Consider the following 21,298-nt stretch of genomic DNA (forward strand, 5'->3'; position numbering starts at 1 on the left):
CTAGCGTGTGGCTAGCGCAGGTGCCGGTGCGAAGGCCAGAACGCTTCTGTCGCGCAAGGTAGCGGGTTTGCTGCCGACAGCGGGTGCGACGACACCGGTCAGCTCGCCGAATTCTTCGATGAGAGCTGGCCTGCCGATATAATAGCCCTGGCCGATCTCGCAGGCTTCGGCGTCCAGGAATTTCAGTTCGCCGAGCGTCTCGACCCCCTCCGCCAGAACCGGCAGGCCGAGACCACGTCCAAGTCCCAGGACGGCGCGCACGATCGCCGCGACCTGGCCATTCTTGTCGACCGACTTGATGAAGGAGCCATCGATCTTGATCTTGTCGAAGGGGAAGGCGCGGAGGTTGGAGAGCGAGGAATAGCCGGTTCCAAAATCGTCCATGGCCACGCGCACGCCCAGCGCCTTGACCTGCCGCAAGGTGGCCAGCGCCCGCGGCATGTCCTTGACAAGCGCCGTCTCGGTGATCTCAAGCTCGAGCCTGCCGGGCGCCAGGCCGGAATTCAGCAATGTTTCGTGGACCTTGCGGCTGAAATTCGTGTTGTGGAGCTGCACCGCCGAAACGTTGACGGCCACTGTCAGCGGATTTTCCCAGCGGGCGGCTTCCTCGCAGGCAGCCGTCAGCACCCATTCGCCAATCTGGCCAATGGCGCCGCTGTCTTCGGCCACCGGGATGAATATGGCCGGCGACACGTCGCCGCGAGTCGGATGCCGCCAGCGGACCAACGCTTCGAAGCCGACCATCTTTCCGCTGCTGATCTCTTTCTGCGGCTGGTAGACGAGATAGAACTCCTGGCGTGCGACCGCCTGGCGCAGTTCGTGCTCCATGACGCGCTTGTCGCGGGCCTCGGCCCCCATCGATGCTTCGAAATAACGGTAAGTGTCCTTGCCTTCGGTCTTGGCCCGGTAGAGTGCCGTATCGGCGTGGCTTATCAGGCTGGCCTGGTTTTCGGCATCCGACGGATACAGCGCAATGCCGATGCTTGCCGACACAAGGCCGCCGCCGACCGAGAGCCGGTTTTCCTCGCGCATGGCGGTCAGCACCGCGTTGGCGATACGGCCCGCCTCCAACGGGTCGGCCAGGTTCGGCGCGATGATGGCGAACTCATCGCCGCCCAGCCGCGCCACCATCTGCCCTGGACGAAGGATACCGGTCGCGCACTGCGCAACCTTCTGCAGCATGGCGTCGCCTGCGCCGTGCCCATACAGGTCGTTGACCTCCTTGAACCGGTCGAGATCAAGCAGCAGAAGCGCAAGCTGGCCGCCTTTCCTGGTCCGGACCATCGCAGCGATTTCCGTCTCCAGCCGGCCGGAAAAGCTGCGGCGATTGGCCAGTCCGGTCAATGGATCGAAATGGGCAAGCCGCAGGATCTCCTGTTCCGCCTTCTTGCGCTCGCGAATGTCGCGGACCGCGACCACGTTGTGCGGTTTGCCACAGTAGTCGATGCTCCTGGCGATCAGCTCGACAGGAATGCTCGTGCCATCGCGACCGCTCAATTCGGCCTCCTGCGGCTGTTCGCCGAAGCCCGACATATCGGATCCGAAGAGATCGCCAAGCTGCATTCCGTTCAGGGTCGCTGTTGCTTTGCCCGTCAGTGCCGCAATGCTGTCATTGGCACTGATGATGCGGTTGCCGTCGCAGACGATCAGCCCCTCCACGGCGGCATTGGCCAGGCCGTGCATGCGGTCGACCTCGAGCTTCTGGCGACGGAAGCGCAAATCGATCCACAGCGCCGATGCCGACAGAACCAGGATCACCAGTGTGGCGGCGGCGGCCGCGAAAGCCTGCGAGGTCGGCTCGATCGTGTATTCGGATATGACGATCGAGGGATCGGGGAAGATCGAGACGGCACCCATCCCGATGAAATGCAGGGTGCAGATCGCCAGCGTCAGCAGCACCGCGCCGCCGGATGTCGCCTTCAAGGAGGGGCGGCGCTGCACGACACGCAGCGCCAGCGCCGCGAGCGTTACGCCGGCCAGCAGGGAAACGGCGACAAGCAACAGGTTCCACTCGATACGGCCCTGAACCTCGAACGCCGCCATGCCGATGTAGTGCATGGCTGCGATACCGCCGCCCAGCACGGCGCCGCCGACGAGATGATAGTCGAACTCATCCCGCAAGGTGGCGATCCACATGCCGGCTGCCGTCAAAGTGACCGAAGCAGCGAGCGAAAGCACGGAGAGTGCCGGATCATAAGCACTGGGTATGCCCGGTGTGAATGCGAGCATGGCGATGAAGTGCGTTGCCCAGATGCCAAAGCCGGTCGAAGTGGCCGCGATCATCAGCCAGGCAAGCCGGTTCCGATCTGTGGAACGGCTTATGTGCTGAAGCAGGTTGACAGCAGAGAAGCAGGAAATTCCGCAGATCAACGCGGCGAGTGCGACCAGTCTCAGATCATGTTCGTTGACGATACAATTGTAGACCGTCAGCATTTATTTCACCTGATCTTTGGAAATAAACAGGGCAGCAGGATTGAGTAGCGCGTTGCCGTTGAGGGATCGATAAAGTCGGCTGCAACCTTGGCGTGTCTCTTCGGGTTGCTGCGGCTGCAATCAGGGCTGACGCGCCGAAAGCCAGCTTGACAGTCCCGACGGTGCTTCCTGGCGCGCTTGTCGTCGCGCTAAGCCGGCTAACCGTATCGCTCTCCATGCCTCCAAGCGGAGGCGAGCGTTGCGTCAGGTAAAGGGTGAAGTTCGTCGATCTGCAACAAAACCGTTGTCTGATTGTCATGAGCGACACATATTGCCTTCGCGGGAGTGCCCCCTTTCGCCAATGACAAACGGGAGATGAAACATGAAGTCCTTCGGCTTCGCGGCCGGTGTTGCCGCTACCTTTATGACGCTTTCCTCAACCTCCGCTTTTGCCGTCACGCAGATCAGTTGGTGGCATGCCATGACTGGCGCCAATGCCGAAGTCGTCGACAAGATCTCCAAAGATTTCAATGCCAGCCAGAGCGACTATGAGCTCGTTCCGGTGTTCAAAGGCACGTATCCCGAGACGCTGAATGCCGGCATTGCCGCCTACCGCGCGGGCCAGGCGCCAGACATCATCCAGGTGTTCGACGTCGGCACCGGCGTGATGATGGCGGCCGAAGGTGCCATCAAGCCCGCAGCCGATGTGTTGACCAGCGCTGGAATGACCTTCGACAAGAGCCAGTATCTGCCAGGCATAGTCGGCTATTATTCGAAGCCGGACGGCACCATGCTCTCCTTCCCCTACAACTCCTCCTCGCCGATCCTTTATTACAACAAGGATATCTTCAAGAAGGCTGGTCTCGACGTCGATAGCCCACCCAAGACCTGGAATGAAGTGTGGGAAGACGCCAAGAAGATCAAGGCGAGCGGCGCGGCCGCCTGCGGCTACACCTCGACCTGGCTGACCTGGATACATCTGGAGAATTTCGCGGCCTGGAATGACGTGTCATGGGCCACCCAGCAGAACGGTCTGGCCGGCGGCGATGTCGAGCTCAAGATCAACGCGCCGATTTTCGTCAACCATTTCCAGGCGCTGGCGGACCTCGCCAAGGACGGCACCTTCAAATATGGCGGCCGCACCTCCGAAGCCAAGCAGATCTTCCTTGCGGGCGAATGCGGGATCATGACCGAATCGTCCGGCGGACTTGGCGATATCGTCAAGTCCGGCATGAATTACGGCATTGGCCAATTGCCGTATGACAGCGACGCCAAGGGTGCGCCGCAGAACACGACGCCGGGTGGCGCCAGCCTGTGGGTTTTCGCGGACAAATCCGATGAGGAATACAAGGGCGTCGCGGCCTTCTTCGCCTACCTGTCGAAGACCGAGGTGCAAGAATACCTGCACCAGAAGTCGGGTTATCTGCCGGTAACGCTGGCGGCTTATGAAGCGACCAAGAAGTCCGGTTTCTATGACAAGAATGTCGGCCGCGAGACCCCGATCCTGCAGATGACGGGTAAGACGCCGACCGACAATTCCAAGGGCGTACGTCTGCCGAATCTGCCGCAGGTGCGCGATATCCAGAACGAGGAGTTCGAGAAGATGCTCGCCGGCCAGCAGACCGCGCAGCAGGCGCTCGACAATGCGGTTACGCGTGGCAATGCCGCGATCAAGGAAGCGCTGGGGAATTAGAGCGAGCGCAGGTCCTTGCTCTACGGCGCACCCACCTGTCCCGCCGGGCATCTCCCCTCGTGAGGGGAGTTTTGCCGTCCTTTGCGATTTCGCCAATGGTCGATGATGTCCAGTCCGAAACGCTCATCAAAGCCATCTTGGCGGAGAGGGGTGCCGCATGGTGCCGCCCGCCTCATCACCTCGGAGTGGCTCCGTGACCCCTCGCGTCGTGTTCCCCAACAAGGTCCTTCCCTACCTGCTTGTGGCGCCGCAACTGGCCATCACGCTCGTTTTTTTCTACTGGCCGGCCGGTCAGGCGTTCTACCAATCCATGCTCAGGCAGGATCCGTTCGGGCTGAGGACCAAGTTCGTCTGGTTCGCCAATTTCAGGAAAGTGCTTACCGATCCGGCCTACCTGAACTCGATCAAGGTCACGGTGGTGTTTTCCCTTGCGACCGCTATCGTCGCCATGTGCGTGGCGCTCCTGCTTGCGGTCATGGCAGAGAAGGTGGTGCGCGGCAAAGGTCTCTACCGCACGCTCTTGATCTGGCCCTACGCGGTGGCGCCGGCGATTGCCGGTATGCTGTGGCTGTTCCTCTTCAACCCTTCGATCGGGTCGCTGGCCTACATGCTGAGGAGTTTCGGCATCGCCTGGGATCCACTGCTCAATGGCACCCACGCCATGATCCTGCTGGTGTCCGCCGCTGCCTGGAAGCAGATCAGCTACAATTTCCTGTTCTTCGTCGCCGGCCTGCAGGCGGTGCCGAAAGCCTTGATCGAGGCCGCGGCCATGGACGGCGCCGGCGAGACCAAGCGATTCTGGACCATCGTCTTCCCGCTGCTTGCGCCGACGACCTTCTTCCTGCTGGTCGTCAACACCGTCTATGCCCTGTTCGACACGTTCGGCATCGTCCATGCCGTCACCGGGGGCGGTCCGGGCAAGACGACTGAGACGCTGGTCTACAAGGTCTACAATGACGGCTTCGTCAATCTGATCCTCGGTGACTCGGCGGCGCAGTCGGTTATCCTGATGGTCATCGTCATCTCGCTCACCGCCATCCAGTTCCGCTATGTGGAACGCAAAGTCCATTACGGCTGAGGGCGAGCGATGATCGGCCAGTCACCGCTCCGCACCGTCATCGCCCACGCCATGCTGATCCTCGGCATATTGATCGTCGCCTTCCCGATCTACTACACGTTCGTTGCCTCGACGCAGACGCTGCAAACGATCCTCAGGCCGCCATTGCCGCTCCTGCCCGGCGATCAGTTCTGGAACAATTACAGCGAGGCATTGTTCGGCGGTGTCGGCCGCATCGGCGGCGTCAGCGTCGGCAGGCTGCTGCTCAACACGACGATCATGGCGCTCGGCATCGCGGTGGGAAAGATATTCATCTCGATCCTGTCTGCCTATGCGATCGTGTTCTTCCGCTTTCCGCTGCGCATGACCTTCTTCTGGCTGATCTTCATCACCCTGATGCTCCCCGTCGAGGTGCGCATCCTGCCAACCTACAAGGTGATGGTCGATCTCGGCATGATCGACACTTATGCGGGCCTGATCATCCCGCTGATCGCCTCGGCCACCGCCACGCTGCTGTTCCGCCAGTTCTTCATGACGATTCCTGGCGAATTGGTTGAGGCGGCGCGGGTCGACGGTGCGGGGCCGTGGCGCTTCTTCTTCGATATCCTGTTGCCGCTGTCGCGGACAAATATCGCGGCGCTGTTCGTCATCCTCTTCATTTATGGCTGGACACAGTATCTGTGGCCGTTGCTCGTCACCAACAGCAGCAACATGAACACGATCGTCATCGCGCTCAGAAAGATGGTCTCCTTCGCCGATGCCGATACGCAATGGCACCTGGTCATGGTTACAGCGATGCTGGCCATCGTGCCGCCGATCCTGGTCGTGGTGCTGATGCAACGCTGGTTCGTTCGCGGCCTGGTCGATTCCGAAAAGTGAGAAGCTGATGGCGACCGTCGATCTGAAGGATGTGAAGAAGGTCTACCCCAGCGGTTTCGAGGCCGTGAAGGGCGTTTCAATCGCGGTTCCCGACAAGGAGCTTTGCGTGCTGGTCGGCCCGTCGGGTTGCGGCAAGTCCACGCTGCTCAGAATGATCGCCGGGCTTGAAACCATCTCCTCGGGAACAGTTGCGATCGACGGCAAGATCGTAAACTCAACCGGTCCGACCGAGCGTGACATCGCCATGGTGTTCCAGAACTACGCGCTCTATCCGCATATGAAAGTCTACGACAACATGGCCTATGGGCTGCGCAACCGCGGCACGCCGAAAGATGAGATCGACAGCCGGGTCCGCGCGACGGCGAAAATACTGGAACTTTCGGCGCTGCTCGACCGCCGCCCGCGCGAGCTTTCCGGCGGCCAGCGCCAGCGTGTCGCCATGGGTCGTGCCATTGTGCGCAATCCGAGGGTTTTCCTTTTCGACGAGCCACTTTCCAATCTCGATGCCAAATTGCGTGGCCAGATGCGCGTCGAGATAAAGAACCTGCAGCGCTCGCTTGGCGTCACGTCGGTCTATGTCACACATGACCAGCTCGAGGCGATGACGTTGGCCGACATCCTCGTCGTCATGAATGCCGGACTGGTCGAGCAAATGGGGGCGCCGCTCGACGTCTACGAAAGGCCGGCCTCGACCTTCGTCGCTTCCTTCATTGGCGCGCCGCCGATGAATCTCCTGCCCCTTTCGCAAGGCCCGGCTGGTCCGGCGCTGGCTGATGGCAAGACGATTGAATTTGCGCCTGCGAACGCCGTCACGCTCGGCTTCCGCCCCGAGGATGCCGACGTCACCTTCGGGTCCGAGGCACCGTCCGGCGCGCTCATCTTGCCGGCGCTGGTCGAGGCAGTCGAACCGGTAGGCGCCGAAAGTTTCCTTCACTGTGCTGCAGGTGGCAGCAGGATCGTCGTGCGGGTCGCGGGTCGCGCCACCGCCACGGTTGGCAACCAATTGCGCGTGGTTGCCAAGCCAGAAAAGCTGCACTGGTTCGATCAGGCCGGAAAGCGCGTCGGCTAATCAGAAAGATATGCCTACGCTGCACCCACGCGGCGTTCAGGCGAAGACATGCGCCTTTCCCGATACAGTCAGGCGGACGATCTCGCCGACCGCCGGCGCGTCCATGCCCGGTTTGCGCAGGACCAGCGGCGTGTTGCCGATCGCTGCCGCATCGGGCGGATCGGCATTGTTCAAGAGCCGCACCGCGACCGTGCACATCGAGCCGGCGAATTCGGATTCCGTCACCTCGCCGAACAGCATGTCCGAGGTGCCGGACATACCCTCGCGCGACGTTCTCTTCAGCGCGATCTGCTCCGGGCGAAGCATGATGCGGGCGATATCGCGGCTGTCATGGGTGTCGACCGCGATGCGGCCGAGCGGCGAGTTGGCGAAGCCATTTGATATCTTGGCCGGCAGGATGATGGCGTCGCCGAGGAATTCGGCGATCATCCTGTCCTTCGGCTTGAGATAGAGCTCGCGCGGCGTGCCGATTTGCGAGAACTTGCCGTCGCGCATCACCGCGACCTGGCTGGCGAAGGACAGCGCTTCGGCCTGGTCGTGCGTCACCAGGATGGTGGTGATGCCGGCGGCCTCCAGAAGTTCGGCCACCGCCTTGCGCATCGAGGCGCGCAGGCCGGTATCGAGCGCCGAGAACGGCTCGTCGAGAAGCATCAGCCTGGGCTTCATCGCCATGGCCCGGGCCAGCGCCACACGCTGCTGCTGGCCGCCGGAAAGCTCGTGCGGGCGGCGTTTGAGGATCGCCTTGTCGAGCCCGACGATATAGGCGAGTTCGACGATGCGCTCAGCGCGCTTGTCCTCGCCGCGGCCCATGCCGAAACCGATATTGTCGCCAATGGTCAGATGCGGAAACAGGGCACCATCCTGCGCCACCACACCGATGCCTCGGCGATATGCCGGCACCGCAGCGCCGCCGTTGGCCAATATGGCACCGTCGAGCGTGATGTGGCCCTGGTCCGGAGCCTCGAAGCCGGCAATCAGCCGCAGCAGGGTCGTCTTGCCGCAACCGGAAGGACCGACGATCGCCGTGCGGCTGCCGCTGGCGACGCTGAGGTCGACGCCGGCAAGGGCCGCCACCGGGCCGTATTGCTTGTGCAGGCCGCTGATTTCGAGAAAGCTCATCGTCCGGCCATCCGTTTCGACTGGACATAGAGCAGCCAGGTCAAGGGCAGCGACATCGCCACCATGATGAAGGCGTAGGGTGCCGCCGAGGCATAATCAATCTCGCCACTGTAGGACCAGAAAGCCATCGCCAGCGTGCGGGTGCCGTTGGGCGCCAGCATCTGGGTGGCGGTCAGTTCGTTCATGATGCCGAGCGCCACCAGGGCCATGCCGGCCGCGGCACCCGGCGCCGACAGGCGGATCGTCGTCGACCACAGCGCCTGCAGCGGCGGCCGGCCGAGGCTGGAAGCGGCGCGTTCGAGCTCGACCGGCGCCTGCGCGATCGATGCCCGCAGGCTGACCAGCGCGCGCGGCAGGAACATCAGCGCATAGGCAACCAGGATGGTGAACAAGGTCTGGTAGAGCGGCAGCGCGATGCGTACGGTGATGGTGACCAGCGCCAGTGCGATGACGACCCCGGGCAGCGAGCCGACGATGTAGTTGCAGCCCTCCAGAAGACGCTGCAATGGCCCCGGCGCGCGGATCGAGATCCAGGCCATCGGCATGGCGGCGACGGTGGCGAGCAACGCGCCGGCGAGCGCCAGGAACAGCGTCTGGCCAAGCGCCAGGCCGATCTCGTCCAAGCGCCAGACAGCGGCGCCGCCGGCGGCAAGCCAGCCGCCAATGGTGACGAACGGCACGCCGAGCGCCAAAAGCGTGATGACGACAAGCAAGAGCAGGCTAGGCAGGGTGGCGCGTCCGAGGCTTGTGCGTTGCTGATGGCGCGCCGCGCCGGAGCCGACACGGGCATAGCGCTCCTCGCCGCGCACCAGCACTTCGAGGCCGAGCAGCACGAAGCAGCAGCTGACCAGCACGCCGGCCAGCATGTTGGCGGCCGGTCCATTGAAGGTCGACTGGAACTGGTCGACGATCGCCGTGGTGAAGGTGTCGAAGCGGATGAAGACATAGAGGCCGTACTCGGCCAGCAGATGCAGGCCGACCAGCAGCGAGCCGCCGCAGATGGCGAGCCGCAATTGCGGCAGCACGACCCGCCAGAACACGCGCCGGGGCCCAAGGCCGAGTGCGGCGGCGGCATCTTCCAGGGCGGGATCGAGACGGCGCAACGCCGCCGACACTGGCAGATACAGGAACGGGAAATAGGCGATCACGGAAACCAGCACGCCGGCCCACAGGCCGTGCAGTCCCGGCACCATGGTGACCCAGGCATAGCTGTGCACAAAAGCCGGGATGGCGAGCGGCGCCACGCACAGCCAGGCCCAGAGCCGGGCGCCCGGCAGGTCGCTGCGCTCGGTCAACCAGGCCAGCGAAACCGACAGCACGATGGTGATCGGCACCGAGAGCGCGACCAGCAGGACAGTGTTGACCAGAAGCTCGCCGACACGCGGCCGGAAGACCAGTGCCGAGACTGTTTCCCAGCCGGTCTGCACCGCGATCCAGATAATGAAGGCAAGCGGCACCAGCGCCAGCAGCGCAACGAAGATGGCGGCGAGGACCAGCCAAAGCGGTGCGCGTCGCCGAGCCCTTCGGCCTGTGCCCGAAGCCAGGCCCGAATGCGCGAGATCGACCGCGGACTGCATCAGGTCAGACGCCGTGCCGTTGCCGTCCAGCGGCAGCAATTGAAGGACCGCGATCGCGGTCGGGAACACAGCGTGTCGTCATCGACGAATGCCATCTCGAAAAACAAAATCACTCCCGCGGAAGGCGAATTCCCGCGGGAGCGTGGTCGGGTGTCCTTTTAGGACGAATGGCAACTAAAGCAAGCCGGCTGCCGTCATCAGATCGGTGACCTTCTTGGAGTTCAGCGTCGTGGCATCGACCTTCGGCGCCTGCAGATCGGCGAGCGGCACCAGCTTCGGGTTGGAGTCCGCACCCTTGCCGACCGCGTACTCGAAGGAATCGCCGGTTTTCAGCACGTCCTGACCGCCTTTGCCTGTCAGCCATTTCAGGAACGCCTGGGCTTCCTTCGGATGCTTGCTCGAAGCCAGCACACCGCCGCCGGAGATCGAGACGAAGGCGCCCGGATCCTGGTTCTTGAAATAGTGCAGCGCGACATTCTTGCTGTTTTCGCCGGTCTTGGCCTGATCGCCGAAATAGTAATAGTGATAGATCACGCCGCCTTCGATCTCGCCGGCATTGACCGCCTTCATCACCGTGCTGTTGCCCTTGTAGGCGGTGAAATTGGTTTTCATCGCCTTCAGCCAGTCGGCGGTAGCGGCTTCACCTTTGAGCTGGAGCAGGGCGCTGACGATGGCCTGGAAATCAGCGCCCGAGGGGGAGGCGGCCCAACGGCCTTTCCAGCTCGGATCGGCGAGGTCCAGCATCGACTTGGGCAACTGGTCGGCAGTCAGCTTGGTCTTGTTATAGGCAAAGACCGTGCTGCGCGCGGCAACGCCGACCCATTTGCCGCTGGCCGGCTGATAGTCCTGGGGAACCTGTGCAAGCGTGTCCGCGTTGACCGGCGCGAACAGGCCGGCGCTTTCGACCAGCGCCATGGCCGGTGAGTTTTCGGTCAGGAAGACGTCTGCGGGCGAAGCAGCGCCCTCGGCGAGGATCTGGTTGGAGAAATCGCTGTCGCCGCCATTGCGCACGGTGACCTTGATGCCTGTTTCCTTGGTGAAGCCTTCGGCCCACGCCTTGGTCAGGCTTTCGTGCTGGGCGTTGTAGACAATGATGCCATCCTCTTCCGCCTTTGCCGGACCGGCGATGAGGCTGATTGCCAGCGCGGCGGCGCCGGCGAGGGTGGAAAGAGCGTATTTCATGGCATTGTCCTCGATTTCGGGGGTCCTAGGTCTGTCACGGCTGCACCTATCGATACCTGACAGCTATAGTCAACATTGTTGATGTGCTTCAATCGGTCGCTGACGTGCAAAGGCCGGTGCCGAACGGACAATTCCGCGTGATGCTCACGGTTCGGCGATGCCGCAAACTTTCGTGATTTGCCGACAGTTTGGCTTGGACATTATTTCGCCGGCCACGTAACAAATCAGCGCCGAGACGCGAAAATCGGGGAGTGAACTCTTGTGAGCGGCAAGGACGAGGCCGAACTTTCCCGGCTGATGCGGGCCGCGATCGCGGGAGATGAAAGGGCTTACGCCGACTTTCTGCACCGGATTGCCGCGCTGGTTCGCGGTTTTGCCAGGCGCAAGATCGTGCAGGGCGGGGTCGATCCCGAGGATGTCGTGCAGGAAACCTTGCTGGCCATTCATCTGAAACGGCATACCTGGCGTCAGGATGCGCCGGTGTTGCCGTGGGTCTATGCGATTGCCCGCTTCAAGCTGATCGATGCGTTCAGGCGGCGCGGACGGCGCATCGAGATCGACGTCGACGATATCGCCGAGACGTTCGCCGAGCCGGAAACCGAGACCGTCAGCGAGCGCGACATCAACCGTGCATTGGACGGTCTGTCGCCGGCTCAGCGCTCCGTGGTCTCGGCCGTGTCGGTGGAAGGGCGGTCCATCGGCGAGACGGCGGCAAAGTTCGGCATCAGTGAGACGGCGGTGCGGGTGTCGCTGCATCGCGGACTTGCCGCGATAGCCAAGCGATTCGGGCAGGGGCGGTTCGGGCGGGAATGACATGAGAACGGACGATCTCATCAAGGCGCTGGACGCCGATGCAACCAGCAAGGCGATGCCGCTGCAATCGGCCTGGTGGCTGGCCGCCGGTGCGGCAGCGGTGATCGCGGCCGTCGTTTTTCTGCTGACCATCGGCCCACGCCCGGATTTCATGGCGGCCGCGCACACGATGCGCTTCCTTTCCAAATTTGTTTTCACCATCGTGCTTGCCGTCAGCGCCTTCGCCCTGATCCGTGCCTTGTCGACGCCGGGTGCATCAACGGGCCGGGCGATGGTTGGGATGGCTGCGGCGCCAGTGCTGGTAGCCGTGGCGGTGGTTCTGGAGCTTTTCATGGTGCCGGAGGCGCTGTGGGGAACCAAAATGGTCGGCTCCAACATGATGATCTGCATGGCATTCATCCCGCTGATCGGCCTCGGTCCGCTTGCCATCTTCCTGTGGATGCTGCGCTACGGGGCGCCGACACGGCCGGTGCTTGCCGGTGCGGTGGCAGGCCTGCTCGCCGGCGGGCTGGCGGCAACCTTCTATGCCGCCCACTGCTTCGACGATTCGCCGCTTTTCGTCGCCACCTGGTACACGATAGCGATTGCAGCGCTCGCATTGCTTGGCGCGCTCGGCGGACGGTTTTTCGTGCGCTGGTAGCGTTGCGCCACGCTCGCCCGCTCGCGCATACCGATCCTTAATCATGCCGGCAATTGTTTGCCGGTTAGCGATGGCACCGGAATGCCTGACGCAACCTTTCCTTAAAATCGATCCGCCAAGGTTGAGGCGAGAACATGCGTTTGCGCACGGGGGTGGCACGTATCGTGATGTGGCGAGGATTGACCAGCCGAGAATCTCTTGGGCGTGCAGGGCTGGCGTTGCTCGTCGCCGGCCTGGGCGTGCTGGCGGCCTCGATCCTGCTGTCGCACCTGGACCTGGGCACCGAAGCCTTGAAACTCTGCCTGCAGATCGCGATGGCGGTGGCGGCGGGCGCGCTGTTCCTCGCCGCCCTGTCCATCCGCAGGATCAGCAGGGATCGCCAACAGATCGCCGAGAGCGAGCTGCGCTTCCGCCGCGCCATGGAGGATTCAGCGATCGGTATCGTCGTTGTCGGTCTCGATGGGCGCATCCGCCAGACCAATCCGGCCTTCGCGGCCATGCTTGGCTACACAAGCGAAGAGATCGAGACGCTGACTTTCTTCCAGATCACGCATCCCGACGACCAGCAGATCGGGCGGGAGACGATGGACGATCTGAAGGCGGGCACGGTCAATTCCTTCCATTTCGAGAAGCGCTATCTCCGCAAGGACGGAACGCCCGTCTGGGCCCATCTTGCCGGTTCGGTCATTCGCGATGAGACCAGCGGCCGCCCGCTCTATCTCGTCTCGCAAATCGAGAACATCGACGCTCGCAAGCAGGCCGAGGCGCGCATTGCCGAAGCGGAAACGCGTTGGAATTTCGCGCTCGCCGGCGCCGGCCAGGGCGTCTGGGACCTCGACATGCGCAAGGGCGGCACGACCTATTCCTCGACCTGGGTCAAGATGCTGGGCTATGCGGATGGCGAGCTCGATGGCGACACCGACCGCTGGCTGACGATGATCCATCCTGATGATCGCGAGACTGTCGCCGAAGCGGATCGCGCTCATCTCGAGGGCAAGACACCGTTCTTTGAGGCCGAGTTCAGGATGCGCCACAAGGATGGCCACTGGGTGTGGATCCTCGACCGCGGCAAGGCCATCGAACGTGATGAGGATGGACGGCTGATCAGGGCCATCGGCAGCTTGACCGACATCACCCGCCGCAAGGAGGCCGAAGAGCGCCTCACCGTGTCGGCGGCAATGCTTGCCGATGAAAAGGAGCGGCTGAGGGTGACGCTGCAATCGATCGGCGATGCCGTGATCTGCACCGATGCCGCAAACCGGATCACCTTCATGAACCCGGTCGCCGAAAAGCTGACCGGGATTGCCGGCGGCGAGGCTCTCGGCAAGATGCTTGGCCATGTCTACTGGGCGGTCGACGAGGAGACGGGGCACAGGATCGGCGTGACCCGGCCCGCGGTTGGCGTTCATGCGCCCGCCGACCAGAACAGCCGCGCCGTCCTCATCCGGCGCGACGACACGCGCTGCAGCATCCGCCAGGTGGTGTCGCCGATCGTCAACGACCGCAACGAATTCTGCGGGCTGGTCATCGTCTTCCAGGACTTTACCGATGCGCGCGCGCTGCAGCGCCAGCTCGCCCACGCCGCCGCACACGATGCGCTGACCGGCCTTGCCAACCGCTCCAGCTTCATCCGCGCCATGGAGGACCTCGTCGGCCAGGCGCGCAAGGACGGCACCGCCGACACGACAAGGTCGGTCGGCGACACGACACGGTCGGTCGGCGACACGACAAGGTCGGTCGGAGGCGCCGGACATCAGTTCATGTTCATCGACCTCGACCACTTCAAACTGGTCAACGACACGGGTGGCCACGCGGCGGGAGACGCGCTGCTGAAGCGGGTTGCCGTGGCTATTCGCGGCGTGCTTGGTCCAGACGACATCGTCGCTCGCCTCGGCGGCGACGAATTCGCGGTCATTTTGAAATCGGGTTCGGCAGCCGGCGCCAAGATCGCGGCGCGCTCCATCATCGATGCGATCGGCGGGCTAGACTTCACCTGGGACGGCCGTCCTCACGTGATCGGCGCCAGCATCGGGTTGGCTGCGATCAATGCCAATTGTGGCGAGGTCGACGAGATCATCGCCAGGGCCGATGCGGCTTGCTATGCCGCCAAGGCGGCGGGCCGTGGCTGTGTCTCCGTGGCGCCCGACGCACAGATCGTGGATGGCCGGACAGAGCCACTGGCGGTGGCCTCCTGATAGACCCGTCGCCGTTGAACCGAAAGGCTTGTCCCTGATTTGCGCCGACGATCCGCTCAGCGCGTCGGGACGGGATGCTCGCCGCGATAGTCGTAGAAGCCGCGCCCGGTCTTGCGGCCGAGCCAGCCGGCCTCGACATATTTCACCAGGAGCGGGCAAGGGCGGTACTTGGAGTCCGACAGGCCGTCATGCAGCACCTGCATGATCGACAGGCAGGTATCGAGCCCGATGAAGTCAGCCAGCTGCAGCGGCCCCATCGGATGGTTGGCGCCGAGCCGCATCGCGGTGTCGATGGCGTCGACCGAGCCGACACCCTCATAGAGCGTGTAGATCGCCTCGTTGATCATCGGCAGCAGGATGCGGTTGACGATGAAGGCAGGAAAATCCTCCGAGACCGTGATCGTCTTGTCGAGCTGCTTCACATAGGTCTTGGCTGCCTCGAAGGTCTGGTCCTCGGTGGCGATGCCGCGTACCAGTTCGACCAGCTTCATCAGCGGCACCGGGTTCATAAAATGTATGCCGATGAACCGCTCGGGCCGGTCGGTCTGCGCGGCAAGCCGCGTGATCGAGATCGACGAGGTGTTGGTCGCCAGGATGGCTTCGGGATTGAGCTGCGGACAAAGCTGGGCGTAGATCTTGCGCTTGACCGTCTCGTCCTCGGTCGCCGCCTCGATCACCAGGTCAGCACCCGCAAGATCGGCCATCGCGGGCGCGGCCGAAATGCGGCCCATCGCATCGTTGCGCACCTTCTCGTCGAGCTTGCCGGACCCCACCTGGCGGGCCATGTTGCCGCTGATCGTGGCGATGCCCTTCTCGATGCGGTCGGGCGAGATATCGTAGATCAATACCTTGTAGCCTGAAAGCGCGGAGACATGGGCGATGCCGCCACCCATCTGGCCCGCGCCGATGATGCCGATCGTCTCGATCTTGCTCATTACACCGATCCCGTCCTGAACCCTTCCGCTTGAACTGCGAAAGCGCTCCACCTTTTATTTTACCGCAATCCCGGACGCAAAACCGCTGCGCACTTTGCTGGATTGCTTTCAGCCTTTGCGGCCTGCTTTTTGTGCGGTGCAAACTAAAAGGGCGGGGCGACTTCGTCTACCCCACCCTCACCATTTAATACGCTTTGGCAGAAAGCGTCAAAGCGCCTTTTGCAGTTCCGGCAGGATGACGAACAGGTCGCCGACAAGGCCGTAGTCGGCAACCTGGAAAATCGGCGCCTCCTCGTCCTTGTTGATGGCGACGATGACCTTGGAATCCTTCATGCCGGCAAGGTGCTGGATGGCGCCGGAGATGCCGACCGCGATGTAGAGATCGGGGGCAACCACCTTGCCGGTCTGGCCGACCTGCCAGTCGTTCGGCGCATAGCCGGCATCGACGGCGGCGCGGGAAGCGCCGACCGCGGCGCCGAGCTTGTCGGCAACCGGCAGGATGACCTCCTGGAATTTCTCCGAGGAGCCCAGCGCGCGCCCGCCCGAGATGATGATCTTGGCCGAGGTCAGCTCCGGACGGTCGGTCTCGGAAAGCTTGTTCTCGATGAAGGTGGAGAGGCCCGGATTGGCCGCGGCCTTGACGGTCTCGACGGCTGCCGAGCCGCCCTCGGGGGCTGCCTGGAAGGAGGCGGTGCGCACGGTGATCACCTTCTTGGCGTCGCTCGACTGCACCGTCTGGATGGCGTTGCCGGCATAGATCGGCCGCTTGAAGGTGTCGGGCGATACGACTTCGATGATCTCGGACACCTGCGCGACATCGAGGAGCGCAGCCACGCGCGGCGCGACATTCTTGCCCGACGAGGTCGCCGGCGCGATGATGGTGTCGTAGGCGCCCGCCAGCGACACAATGAGCGCTGCCGTCGGTTCGGCCAGGCGCTCGGCAAGCTCGTCGGCCTCGGCCGACAGCACCTTGCTCACGCCCTTCAGCTTGGCGGCAGCGTCGGCTGCCGGCTTGGCGCCCTTGCCGGCAACCAGCACATGCACGTCCGAGCCGATCTGCAGCGCGGCCGACAGCGCCTTGGCGGTCTGGTCGGAAAGGGTTGCGTTGTCGTGTTCTGCAATCAGAAGAATAGCCATTGATGATATTCCTGACTTTCGTCTTCGCGGCTCCCTGAAATCCGGTCAGGCCGAGTCGAAAACGGTTGGTTTCGAGAACCGGAGCGGAGCGTACTTCTGTACGTGAGCACCGGAAGCGGAGAAGCCAGCCGTTTGCAGGCCGGCCTCATCGGATTTCCTTACAGCACGCCGGCTTCGTTCTTCAGCTTGTCGACCAGCTCAGCGACGCTCTTGACCTTGACGCCTGCCTTGCGGCCGCTCGGCTCTTCGGTCTTGATGACCTTCAGCCGCGGCTTGACGTCGGCGCCGTAGTCGGCCGGGCTCTTCTCGTCGAGCTGCTTCTTCTTGGCCTTCATGATGTTGGGCAGCGAGGCATAGCGCGGCTGGTTGAGGCGAAGGTCGGCGGTGACGATCACCGGCATCTTCAGTTCCACCGTCTGCAGGCCGCCATCGACTTCGCGCGTCACCTTGGCCTTGTCGCCGTCGAGCACGATCTTGGAGGCGAAGGTGCCCTGCGCCCAGCCCAACAGTGCCGCCAGCATCTGGCCGGTCTGGTTGGAATCGTCGTCGATCGCCTGCTTGCCGAGGATGACGAGGCCGGGCCGCTCGGCGTCGACGACGCCCTTCAGCACCTTGGCGACGCCGAGCGGCTCGGTCTGTTCGTCGGTCTTGACCAGGATGGCGCGGTCGGCGCCCATGGCGAGCGCCGTGCGCAGGGTTTCCTGCGCCTGCTGCGGGCCGATCGAGACGACGATGATTTCTTCCGCCTTGCCAGCTTCCTTCAGCCGGATCGCCTCTTCAACCGCGATCTCGTCGAACGGGTTCATCGCCATCTTGACGTTGGCGAGCTCCACCGCCGAACCATCAGCCTTCACGCGAACCTTGACGTTCGCATCCACAACCCGCTTCACGGGCACAAGGATCTTCATTTGCCTGTCACCTCTTCACGCTAATTGGGCGCGCTATAACAGCCTGTGCCCGTTCTGAGTTGTCGAAAGCCGACATTCCAGGTGGAAATTCTGGCCGGATGGAAATTCTGGTCTTTGCCCGCCTTAGGTTGCGGCGGAGACGTTTCCGTAGTTGCGGCAACCCTGCACGTCAATACGCTGCAAGTGGCTCAAATCGGTTCAGTCCGAACTGGAAGCGTTTCCGCGTCCCCAGCGCGGTGTCACGGCGGGTTGATCGGGGATCAGCGGTTCCGTGGCAACCGGCGGCTGGTCGGGAGCGGCGGGCGCGACGTCGTCGTCGGCGCCGGCAAACAGCGGCACGCCGCGGCTACGCAAGACAAGCACCAGAACGGCGCCGGCGATGATGCCGCCGATATGGCAGGCCCAGGAGATCTGATCCTCGCCGCCGGCGGCAAACATCACCACCTGGAAGAGGACCCACAGGATGAGCGGGATGAAGGCCGGAATGCGCAGCGGGATGCGGGCGAAGGCCAACACCCAGACCTTCACCCTGGGATAAAGGATCAGATAGGCGACGACCACGCCGGCGATGGCGCCCGAGGCACCGATCAGCGGCACCTGCGAGTCCCAGGCGACGAGGCCCTGGAAGGCGGCGCCGGCGATCGCGCACAACAGGTAGAAGATGAGGTAGCGGATGTGACCGAGCGCGTCCTCGACATTGTCGCCGAACACCCACAGGAACAGCATGTTGCCGCCGAGGTGGAAGATGTCGGCATGCAGGAAGGAATAGGTGAGATAGCTCAGGCTTTCGGGGATGACGATAAAACGGGGATCGAGCTCGGCGGTGTCATGGACGACCGACGGGATGAAGCCGAGACCAAGCACGGCGGCATTGGAGAAACTCTCGCCGCCGAGCGCGGTGGCGAGGTAGACCAGGGCGTTGACCACGATCAGCCCGATGGTCACATATTGCAGGCGGATGTGGCGCAGCCTGTTGGTGTCGTAAAGCGGGATGAACATGCCCCAGGCCCTCTTCCGCTTTCGACAATCAGCGGTTCTTGCCGGGAACCCATAGCACGTCGGCGTTTCCGTTGTCATTGACCGCCCGGGCGGCGACAAACAGGAAATCCGAGACGCGGTTGATGTATTTCAGACCGTCGCGGTTGACGTGCTCGTTCGGGTCCTGGGCCAGGGCGACCATCAGCCTTTCGGCTCGCCTTGCCACGGTGCGGGCAAGGTGAAGTGCCGCCGCCGCCGCTGTGCCGCCATTGAGCACGAAGGATTTGAGCGGCTGAAGCTCCTTGTTGAGAAGGTCGATGTCCTTTTCGACCCGGTCGGTCTGCACGGCGACGATGCGAAGCGGCTCATAGCCGAGCGGCTTGCCGTCGTCGGGTACGGCGAGATCGGCGCCGAGATCGAACAGATCGTTCTGGATGCGGGACAGCATGGCGTCGATCGCGGGATGGGCCGCGGCCGTGTGGACCCTGGCGATGCCGATGCAGGCATTGGCCTCGTCGACCGTGCCGTAGGCCTCTACCCGCAGATCGGATTTCAGCCGCCTCTCGCCGGTGCCGAGACCCGTGGTGCCATCATCGCCGGTGCGGGTGTAGATCTTGTTGAGCTTGACCATTTCGCCTCCCCGGCCGCCGGCATCCTCACTTGCGGGTGAAATACACCGCCAGCAGGATCAGCACCAGCGCCACGGCCTGCAGCATGACTCGTGCCTGCATCAGCTTGTTCGAGGTGACGCCGGAGCCGCCGCGCATCATGTTGATGAGGCCGCGAACAAGCACGACCGCAACGGCGACCATGACCAGAATGGCGAGAATGTTGAAGACGGTTGCCATTGCTTCGTTCCAGTTGTTTGGCGTTCAGGCGCGTTTGGCCATCAGGCGGTAAAGCATCGATGCCGGCAGGATGCGTCTGAGCACCGCACCGATCCTGGCGGGCACTGTTACCACATAGTGCGGGCGTGGGCGCCGCGACAGAAGTGCATGGCGCAGCGCCGCATGAACCACTTCCGGCCCTGGCTTCAAGGCCGATTGGCTGCCGCCGGCCCGCAGTCGCTCGAGTTGCGCCGCATAGTCCACGCGGTGCACGGAATTCTCGTGGTCGATGTTGCTGAGAAACCAAATGAGGCCATTGCTGGCGATCTTCGACTTCACCGGCCCCGGCTCGATCAGCGAAACGTGGACGCCGCTGCCCGCCAGTTCCTGGCGCTGGCAGAGCATCAAGGCCTCCAGTGCGTGCTTCGACGCAGAATAGGCGCCGCGAAAGCGCACCGGCACGAGGCCAAGGATCGAGGAGCAGTGGACGATGCGGCCGTGACCCTGGCGGCGCATCACCGGCACCAGCCGGCGGGTCAAATCATGCCAGCCGAAGAAATTCGCCTCGAACTGCTGCTTGAGCGCGGCAACGGGCAGATCCTCGACGGCGCCCGGCTGCGCATACGCGCCGTTGTTGAACAGGGCGTCGAGCCGGCCGCCGGTGCGGTCGAGCACCGCCGTCACCAGCGCGGCGATGGAGTCCGGCTCGCAATAATCGAGATAGAAGGCCTCGATGCCATCGGCTTCGAGCGCGGCGAGGTCCTGTGGCTTGCGCGCCGTTGCGAACACCCGCCAGCCCTCCGCCTTCAACGCGCGGGCGCAGTACGCGCCTATTCCCGAAGACGCACCGGTGATGATAATCGAGCGCAACTTCTGCGCCGGACTGTTCGTGGTTTCGCCAAGGGTTGCCATTTGCCGCAATCCCTTCCCATATTCCCGGCGTGGAGACAATTGGAGGGCGCGGTTCTTGTTGCGGAAGATCGTAGCCCTCAAGCGGGTCCTCTACGACGCACTTGGCCATTTCAACACCGATGACGGCTGGGCGATGGCCAGCCATCTGGCGATCACCTCGCTGATGGCGCTGTTCCCGTTCCTGATCTTCGCGACGACGCTGGCGAGCTTCCTCGGCGCGCAGGCGTTCTCCGACACGGCCGTGCATCTGGTCTTCGACACCTGGCCCGAACAGATCGCCAAGCCGATCGCGCGCGAAGTGCTCAATGTGCTGACCGTCAGGCGCACCGACCTTTTGACCTATGGTGTGGTGCTTGCGGCCTATTTTGCCTCGAACGGCATCGAGGCGCTGCGCACGTCGCTCAACCGCGCCTACCGCGTCTCGGAAACGCGCGGCATCATCTACCGCCGGGTGCAGAGCATCGTCTTCGTTCTCATCGCCACGGCCGGTTTCCTGGCGATCAGCGTGCTCCTGGTGTTCGCGCCGCTGCTGGCGCGGCTCGCGGAAGCCCATATCGACTGGATCAAGCCCTATATGGGCACCATTACGCTATGGCGTTACGTCATCGCTTCGGCGGTCATTGTCGGCGGATTGTTTGCCGTCCATTTCTGGCTGCCGGCGGGCAAGCGCCGCTTCGTCTCGCTGGTGCCGGGCATCGTCTTCACGCTGGCGGCATGGCTTATCGGTTCGACCATCTTCGCCACCTATCTCGACCACTTCTCGTCCTATGTGACGACCTATGCCGGCCTGGCCTCGATCATGATCGCCGTGGTCTTCCTCTACATGGTCTCGGCGATCTTCATCCTCGGCGGCGAGCTCAATGCCGCGATCAGCCGCTACCTGGAGGCGCGCGCGCGGGTCGGATGACAGGTCGAATTGAGGAATTGAAGAACTGAAGAATTGGAGAAAAAGCGGGCCATATCCG

At 63.1% G+C, this 21,298-nt stretch carries 19 protein-coding genes; 8 read left to right on the forward strand and 11 right to left on the reverse strand.

Annotated features, from left to right (window positions below):
• Nucleotides 1–2,433 carry an EAL domain-containing protein gene (locus P3C39_RS23695; protein WP_275954248.1) on the reverse strand — a complete coding sequence of 811 codons (2,433 nt, stop codon included), beginning with the start codon at nucleotides 2,431–2,433 and terminating at the stop codon, nucleotides 1–3.
• Between the two features lie 361 nt (nucleotides 2,434–2,794).
• Here P3C39_RS23695 and ugpB point away from each other — a divergent pair, with 361 nt between their 5' ends.
• The 4 genes from ugpB (at nucleotide 2,795) to P3C39_RS23715 (ending at nucleotide 7,110) form a co-directional block, all read left to right on the forward strand.
• Nucleotides 2,795–4,105, forward strand: coding sequence for a sn-glycerol-3-phosphate ABC transporter substrate-binding protein UgpB (ugpB, locus tag P3C39_RS23700; protein WP_013529413.1), 1,311 nt, complete (start codon nucleotides 2,795–2,797; stop codon nucleotides 4,103–4,105).
• Nucleotides 4,106–4,262: 157 nt separating this feature from the next.
• Nucleotides 4,263–5,183, forward strand: coding sequence for a sn-glycerol-3-phosphate ABC transporter permease UgpA (gene ugpA, locus P3C39_RS23705; RefSeq protein ID WP_275954247.1), 921 nt, complete (start codon nucleotides 4,263–4,265; stop codon nucleotides 5,181–5,183).
• Between the two features lie 9 nt (nucleotides 5,184–5,192).
• Nucleotides 5,193–6,041 (forward strand): sn-glycerol-3-phosphate ABC transporter permease UgpE, encoded by an 849-nt coding sequence (gene ugpE, locus P3C39_RS23710; protein WP_013529415.1) that lies wholly within the window; start codon nucleotides 5,193–5,195, stop codon nucleotides 6,039–6,041.
• A gap of 7 nt (nucleotides 6,042–6,048) precedes the next feature.
• On the forward strand, nucleotides 6,049–7,110 hold the full coding sequence (locus tag P3C39_RS23715; protein WP_275954246.1) for a sn-glycerol-3-phosphate import ATP-binding protein UgpC: 1,062 nt from the start codon (nucleotides 6,049–6,051) through the stop codon (nucleotides 7,108–7,110).
• A 36-nt stretch (nucleotides 7,111–7,146) separates the two neighbouring features.
• On the opposite strand, the gene P3C39_RS23720 is transcribed toward P3C39_RS23715, so the two are convergent.
• From P3C39_RS23720 to P3C39_RS23730, 3 genes are all read right to left on the reverse strand, one after another.
• A complete protein-coding gene (locus P3C39_RS23720; RefSeq protein ID WP_013529417.1) occupies nucleotides 7,147–8,229 on the reverse strand; it encodes an ABC transporter ATP-binding protein in 1,083 nt (360 codons plus the stop codon).
• On the reverse strand, nucleotides 8,226–9,806 hold the full coding sequence (locus tag P3C39_RS23725) for an iron ABC transporter permease (protein ID WP_275954417.1): 1,581 nt from the start codon (nucleotides 9,804–9,806) through the stop codon (nucleotides 8,226–8,228). The genes P3C39_RS23720 and P3C39_RS23725 overlap by 4 nt, the downstream gene beginning before the upstream one ends.
• Before the next feature lie 174 nt (nucleotides 9,807–9,980).
• Entirely contained in the window at nucleotides 9,981–10,988 is a 1,008-nt protein-coding gene (locus P3C39_RS23730; protein ID WP_275954245.1) for an iron ABC transporter substrate-binding protein, read from the reverse strand.
• A 261-nt stretch (nucleotides 10,989–11,249) separates the two neighbouring features.
• Here P3C39_RS23730 and P3C39_RS23735 point away from each other — a divergent pair, with 261 nt between their 5' ends.
• From P3C39_RS23735 to P3C39_RS23745, 3 genes are all read left to right on the forward strand, one after another.
• Entirely contained in the window at nucleotides 11,250–11,801 is a 552-nt protein-coding gene (locus P3C39_RS23735) for a sigma-70 family RNA polymerase sigma factor (RefSeq protein ID WP_275954244.1), read from the forward strand.
• A 1-nt stretch (nucleotide 11,802) separates the two neighbouring features.
• On the forward strand, nucleotides 11,803–12,441 hold the full coding sequence (locus P3C39_RS23740) for an NrsF family protein (protein WP_013529421.1): 639 nt from the start codon (nucleotides 11,803–11,805) through the stop codon (nucleotides 12,439–12,441).
• A gap of 134 nt (nucleotides 12,442–12,575) precedes the next feature.
• Nucleotides 12,576–14,636, forward strand: coding sequence for a PAS domain S-box protein (locus tag P3C39_RS23745; protein ID WP_275954243.1), 2,061 nt, complete (start codon nucleotides 12,576–12,578; stop codon nucleotides 14,634–14,636).
• 56 nt (nucleotides 14,637–14,692) lie between these two features.
• Here P3C39_RS23745 and P3C39_RS23750 read toward each other — a convergent pair whose 3' ends face one another.
• The 7 genes from P3C39_RS23750 to P3C39_RS23780 form a co-directional block, all read right to left on the reverse strand.
• A complete protein-coding gene (locus P3C39_RS23750) occupies nucleotides 14,693–15,571 on the reverse strand; it encodes a 3-hydroxybutyryl-CoA dehydrogenase (RefSeq protein WP_013529423.1) in 879 nt (292 codons plus the stop codon).
• Between the two features lie 207 nt (nucleotides 15,572–15,778).
• The gene (locus tag P3C39_RS23755) at nucleotides 15,779–16,708 is read right to left on the reverse strand and encodes an electron transfer flavoprotein subunit alpha/FixB family protein (RefSeq protein ID WP_275954242.1); all 930 of its coding nucleotides are present in this window, start codon (nucleotides 16,706–16,708) and stop codon (nucleotides 15,779–15,781) included.
• A gap of 158 nt (nucleotides 16,709–16,866) precedes the next feature.
• Entirely contained in the window at nucleotides 16,867–17,616 is a 750-nt protein-coding gene (locus P3C39_RS23760) for an electron transfer flavoprotein subunit beta/FixA family protein (RefSeq protein WP_275954241.1), read from the reverse strand.
• A gap of 198 nt (nucleotides 17,617–17,814) precedes the next feature.
• Entirely contained in the window at nucleotides 17,815–18,615 is an 801-nt protein-coding gene (locus P3C39_RS23765) for a rhomboid family intramembrane serine protease (protein ID WP_275954240.1), read from the reverse strand.
• Between the two features lie 28 nt (nucleotides 18,616–18,643).
• Nucleotides 18,644–19,225 carry a cob(I)yrinic acid a,c-diamide adenosyltransferase gene (locus P3C39_RS23770; RefSeq protein ID WP_013529427.1) on the reverse strand — a complete coding sequence of 194 codons (582 nt, stop codon included), beginning with the start codon at nucleotides 19,223–19,225 and terminating at the stop codon, nucleotides 18,644–18,646.
• Between the two features lie 25 nt (nucleotides 19,226–19,250).
• The gene (locus P3C39_RS23775) at nucleotides 19,251–19,442 is read right to left on the reverse strand and encodes a twin transmembrane helix small protein (RefSeq protein WP_013529428.1); all 192 of its coding nucleotides are present in this window, start codon (nucleotides 19,440–19,442) and stop codon (nucleotides 19,251–19,253) included.
• Between the two features lie 24 nt (nucleotides 19,443–19,466).
• Nucleotides 19,467–20,333, reverse strand: coding sequence for an SDR family oxidoreductase (locus P3C39_RS23780; RefSeq protein WP_084652739.1), 867 nt, complete (start codon nucleotides 20,331–20,333; stop codon nucleotides 19,467–19,469).
• Between the two features lie 55 nt (nucleotides 20,334–20,388).
• Between P3C39_RS23780 and P3C39_RS23785 the strand changes: the two genes are divergently transcribed.
• A complete protein-coding gene (locus P3C39_RS23785) occupies nucleotides 20,389–21,240 on the forward strand; it encodes a YihY/virulence factor BrkB family protein (RefSeq protein WP_032809466.1) in 852 nt (283 codons plus the stop codon).
• The last annotated feature ends 58 nt before the right edge of the window (nucleotides 21,241–21,298 follow it).

The organism is Mesorhizobium sp. XAP4 (assembly GCF_029269325.1).
Lineage (GTDB): Bacteria > Pseudomonadota > Alphaproteobacteria > Rhizobiales > Rhizobiaceae > Mesorhizobium > Mesorhizobium ciceri.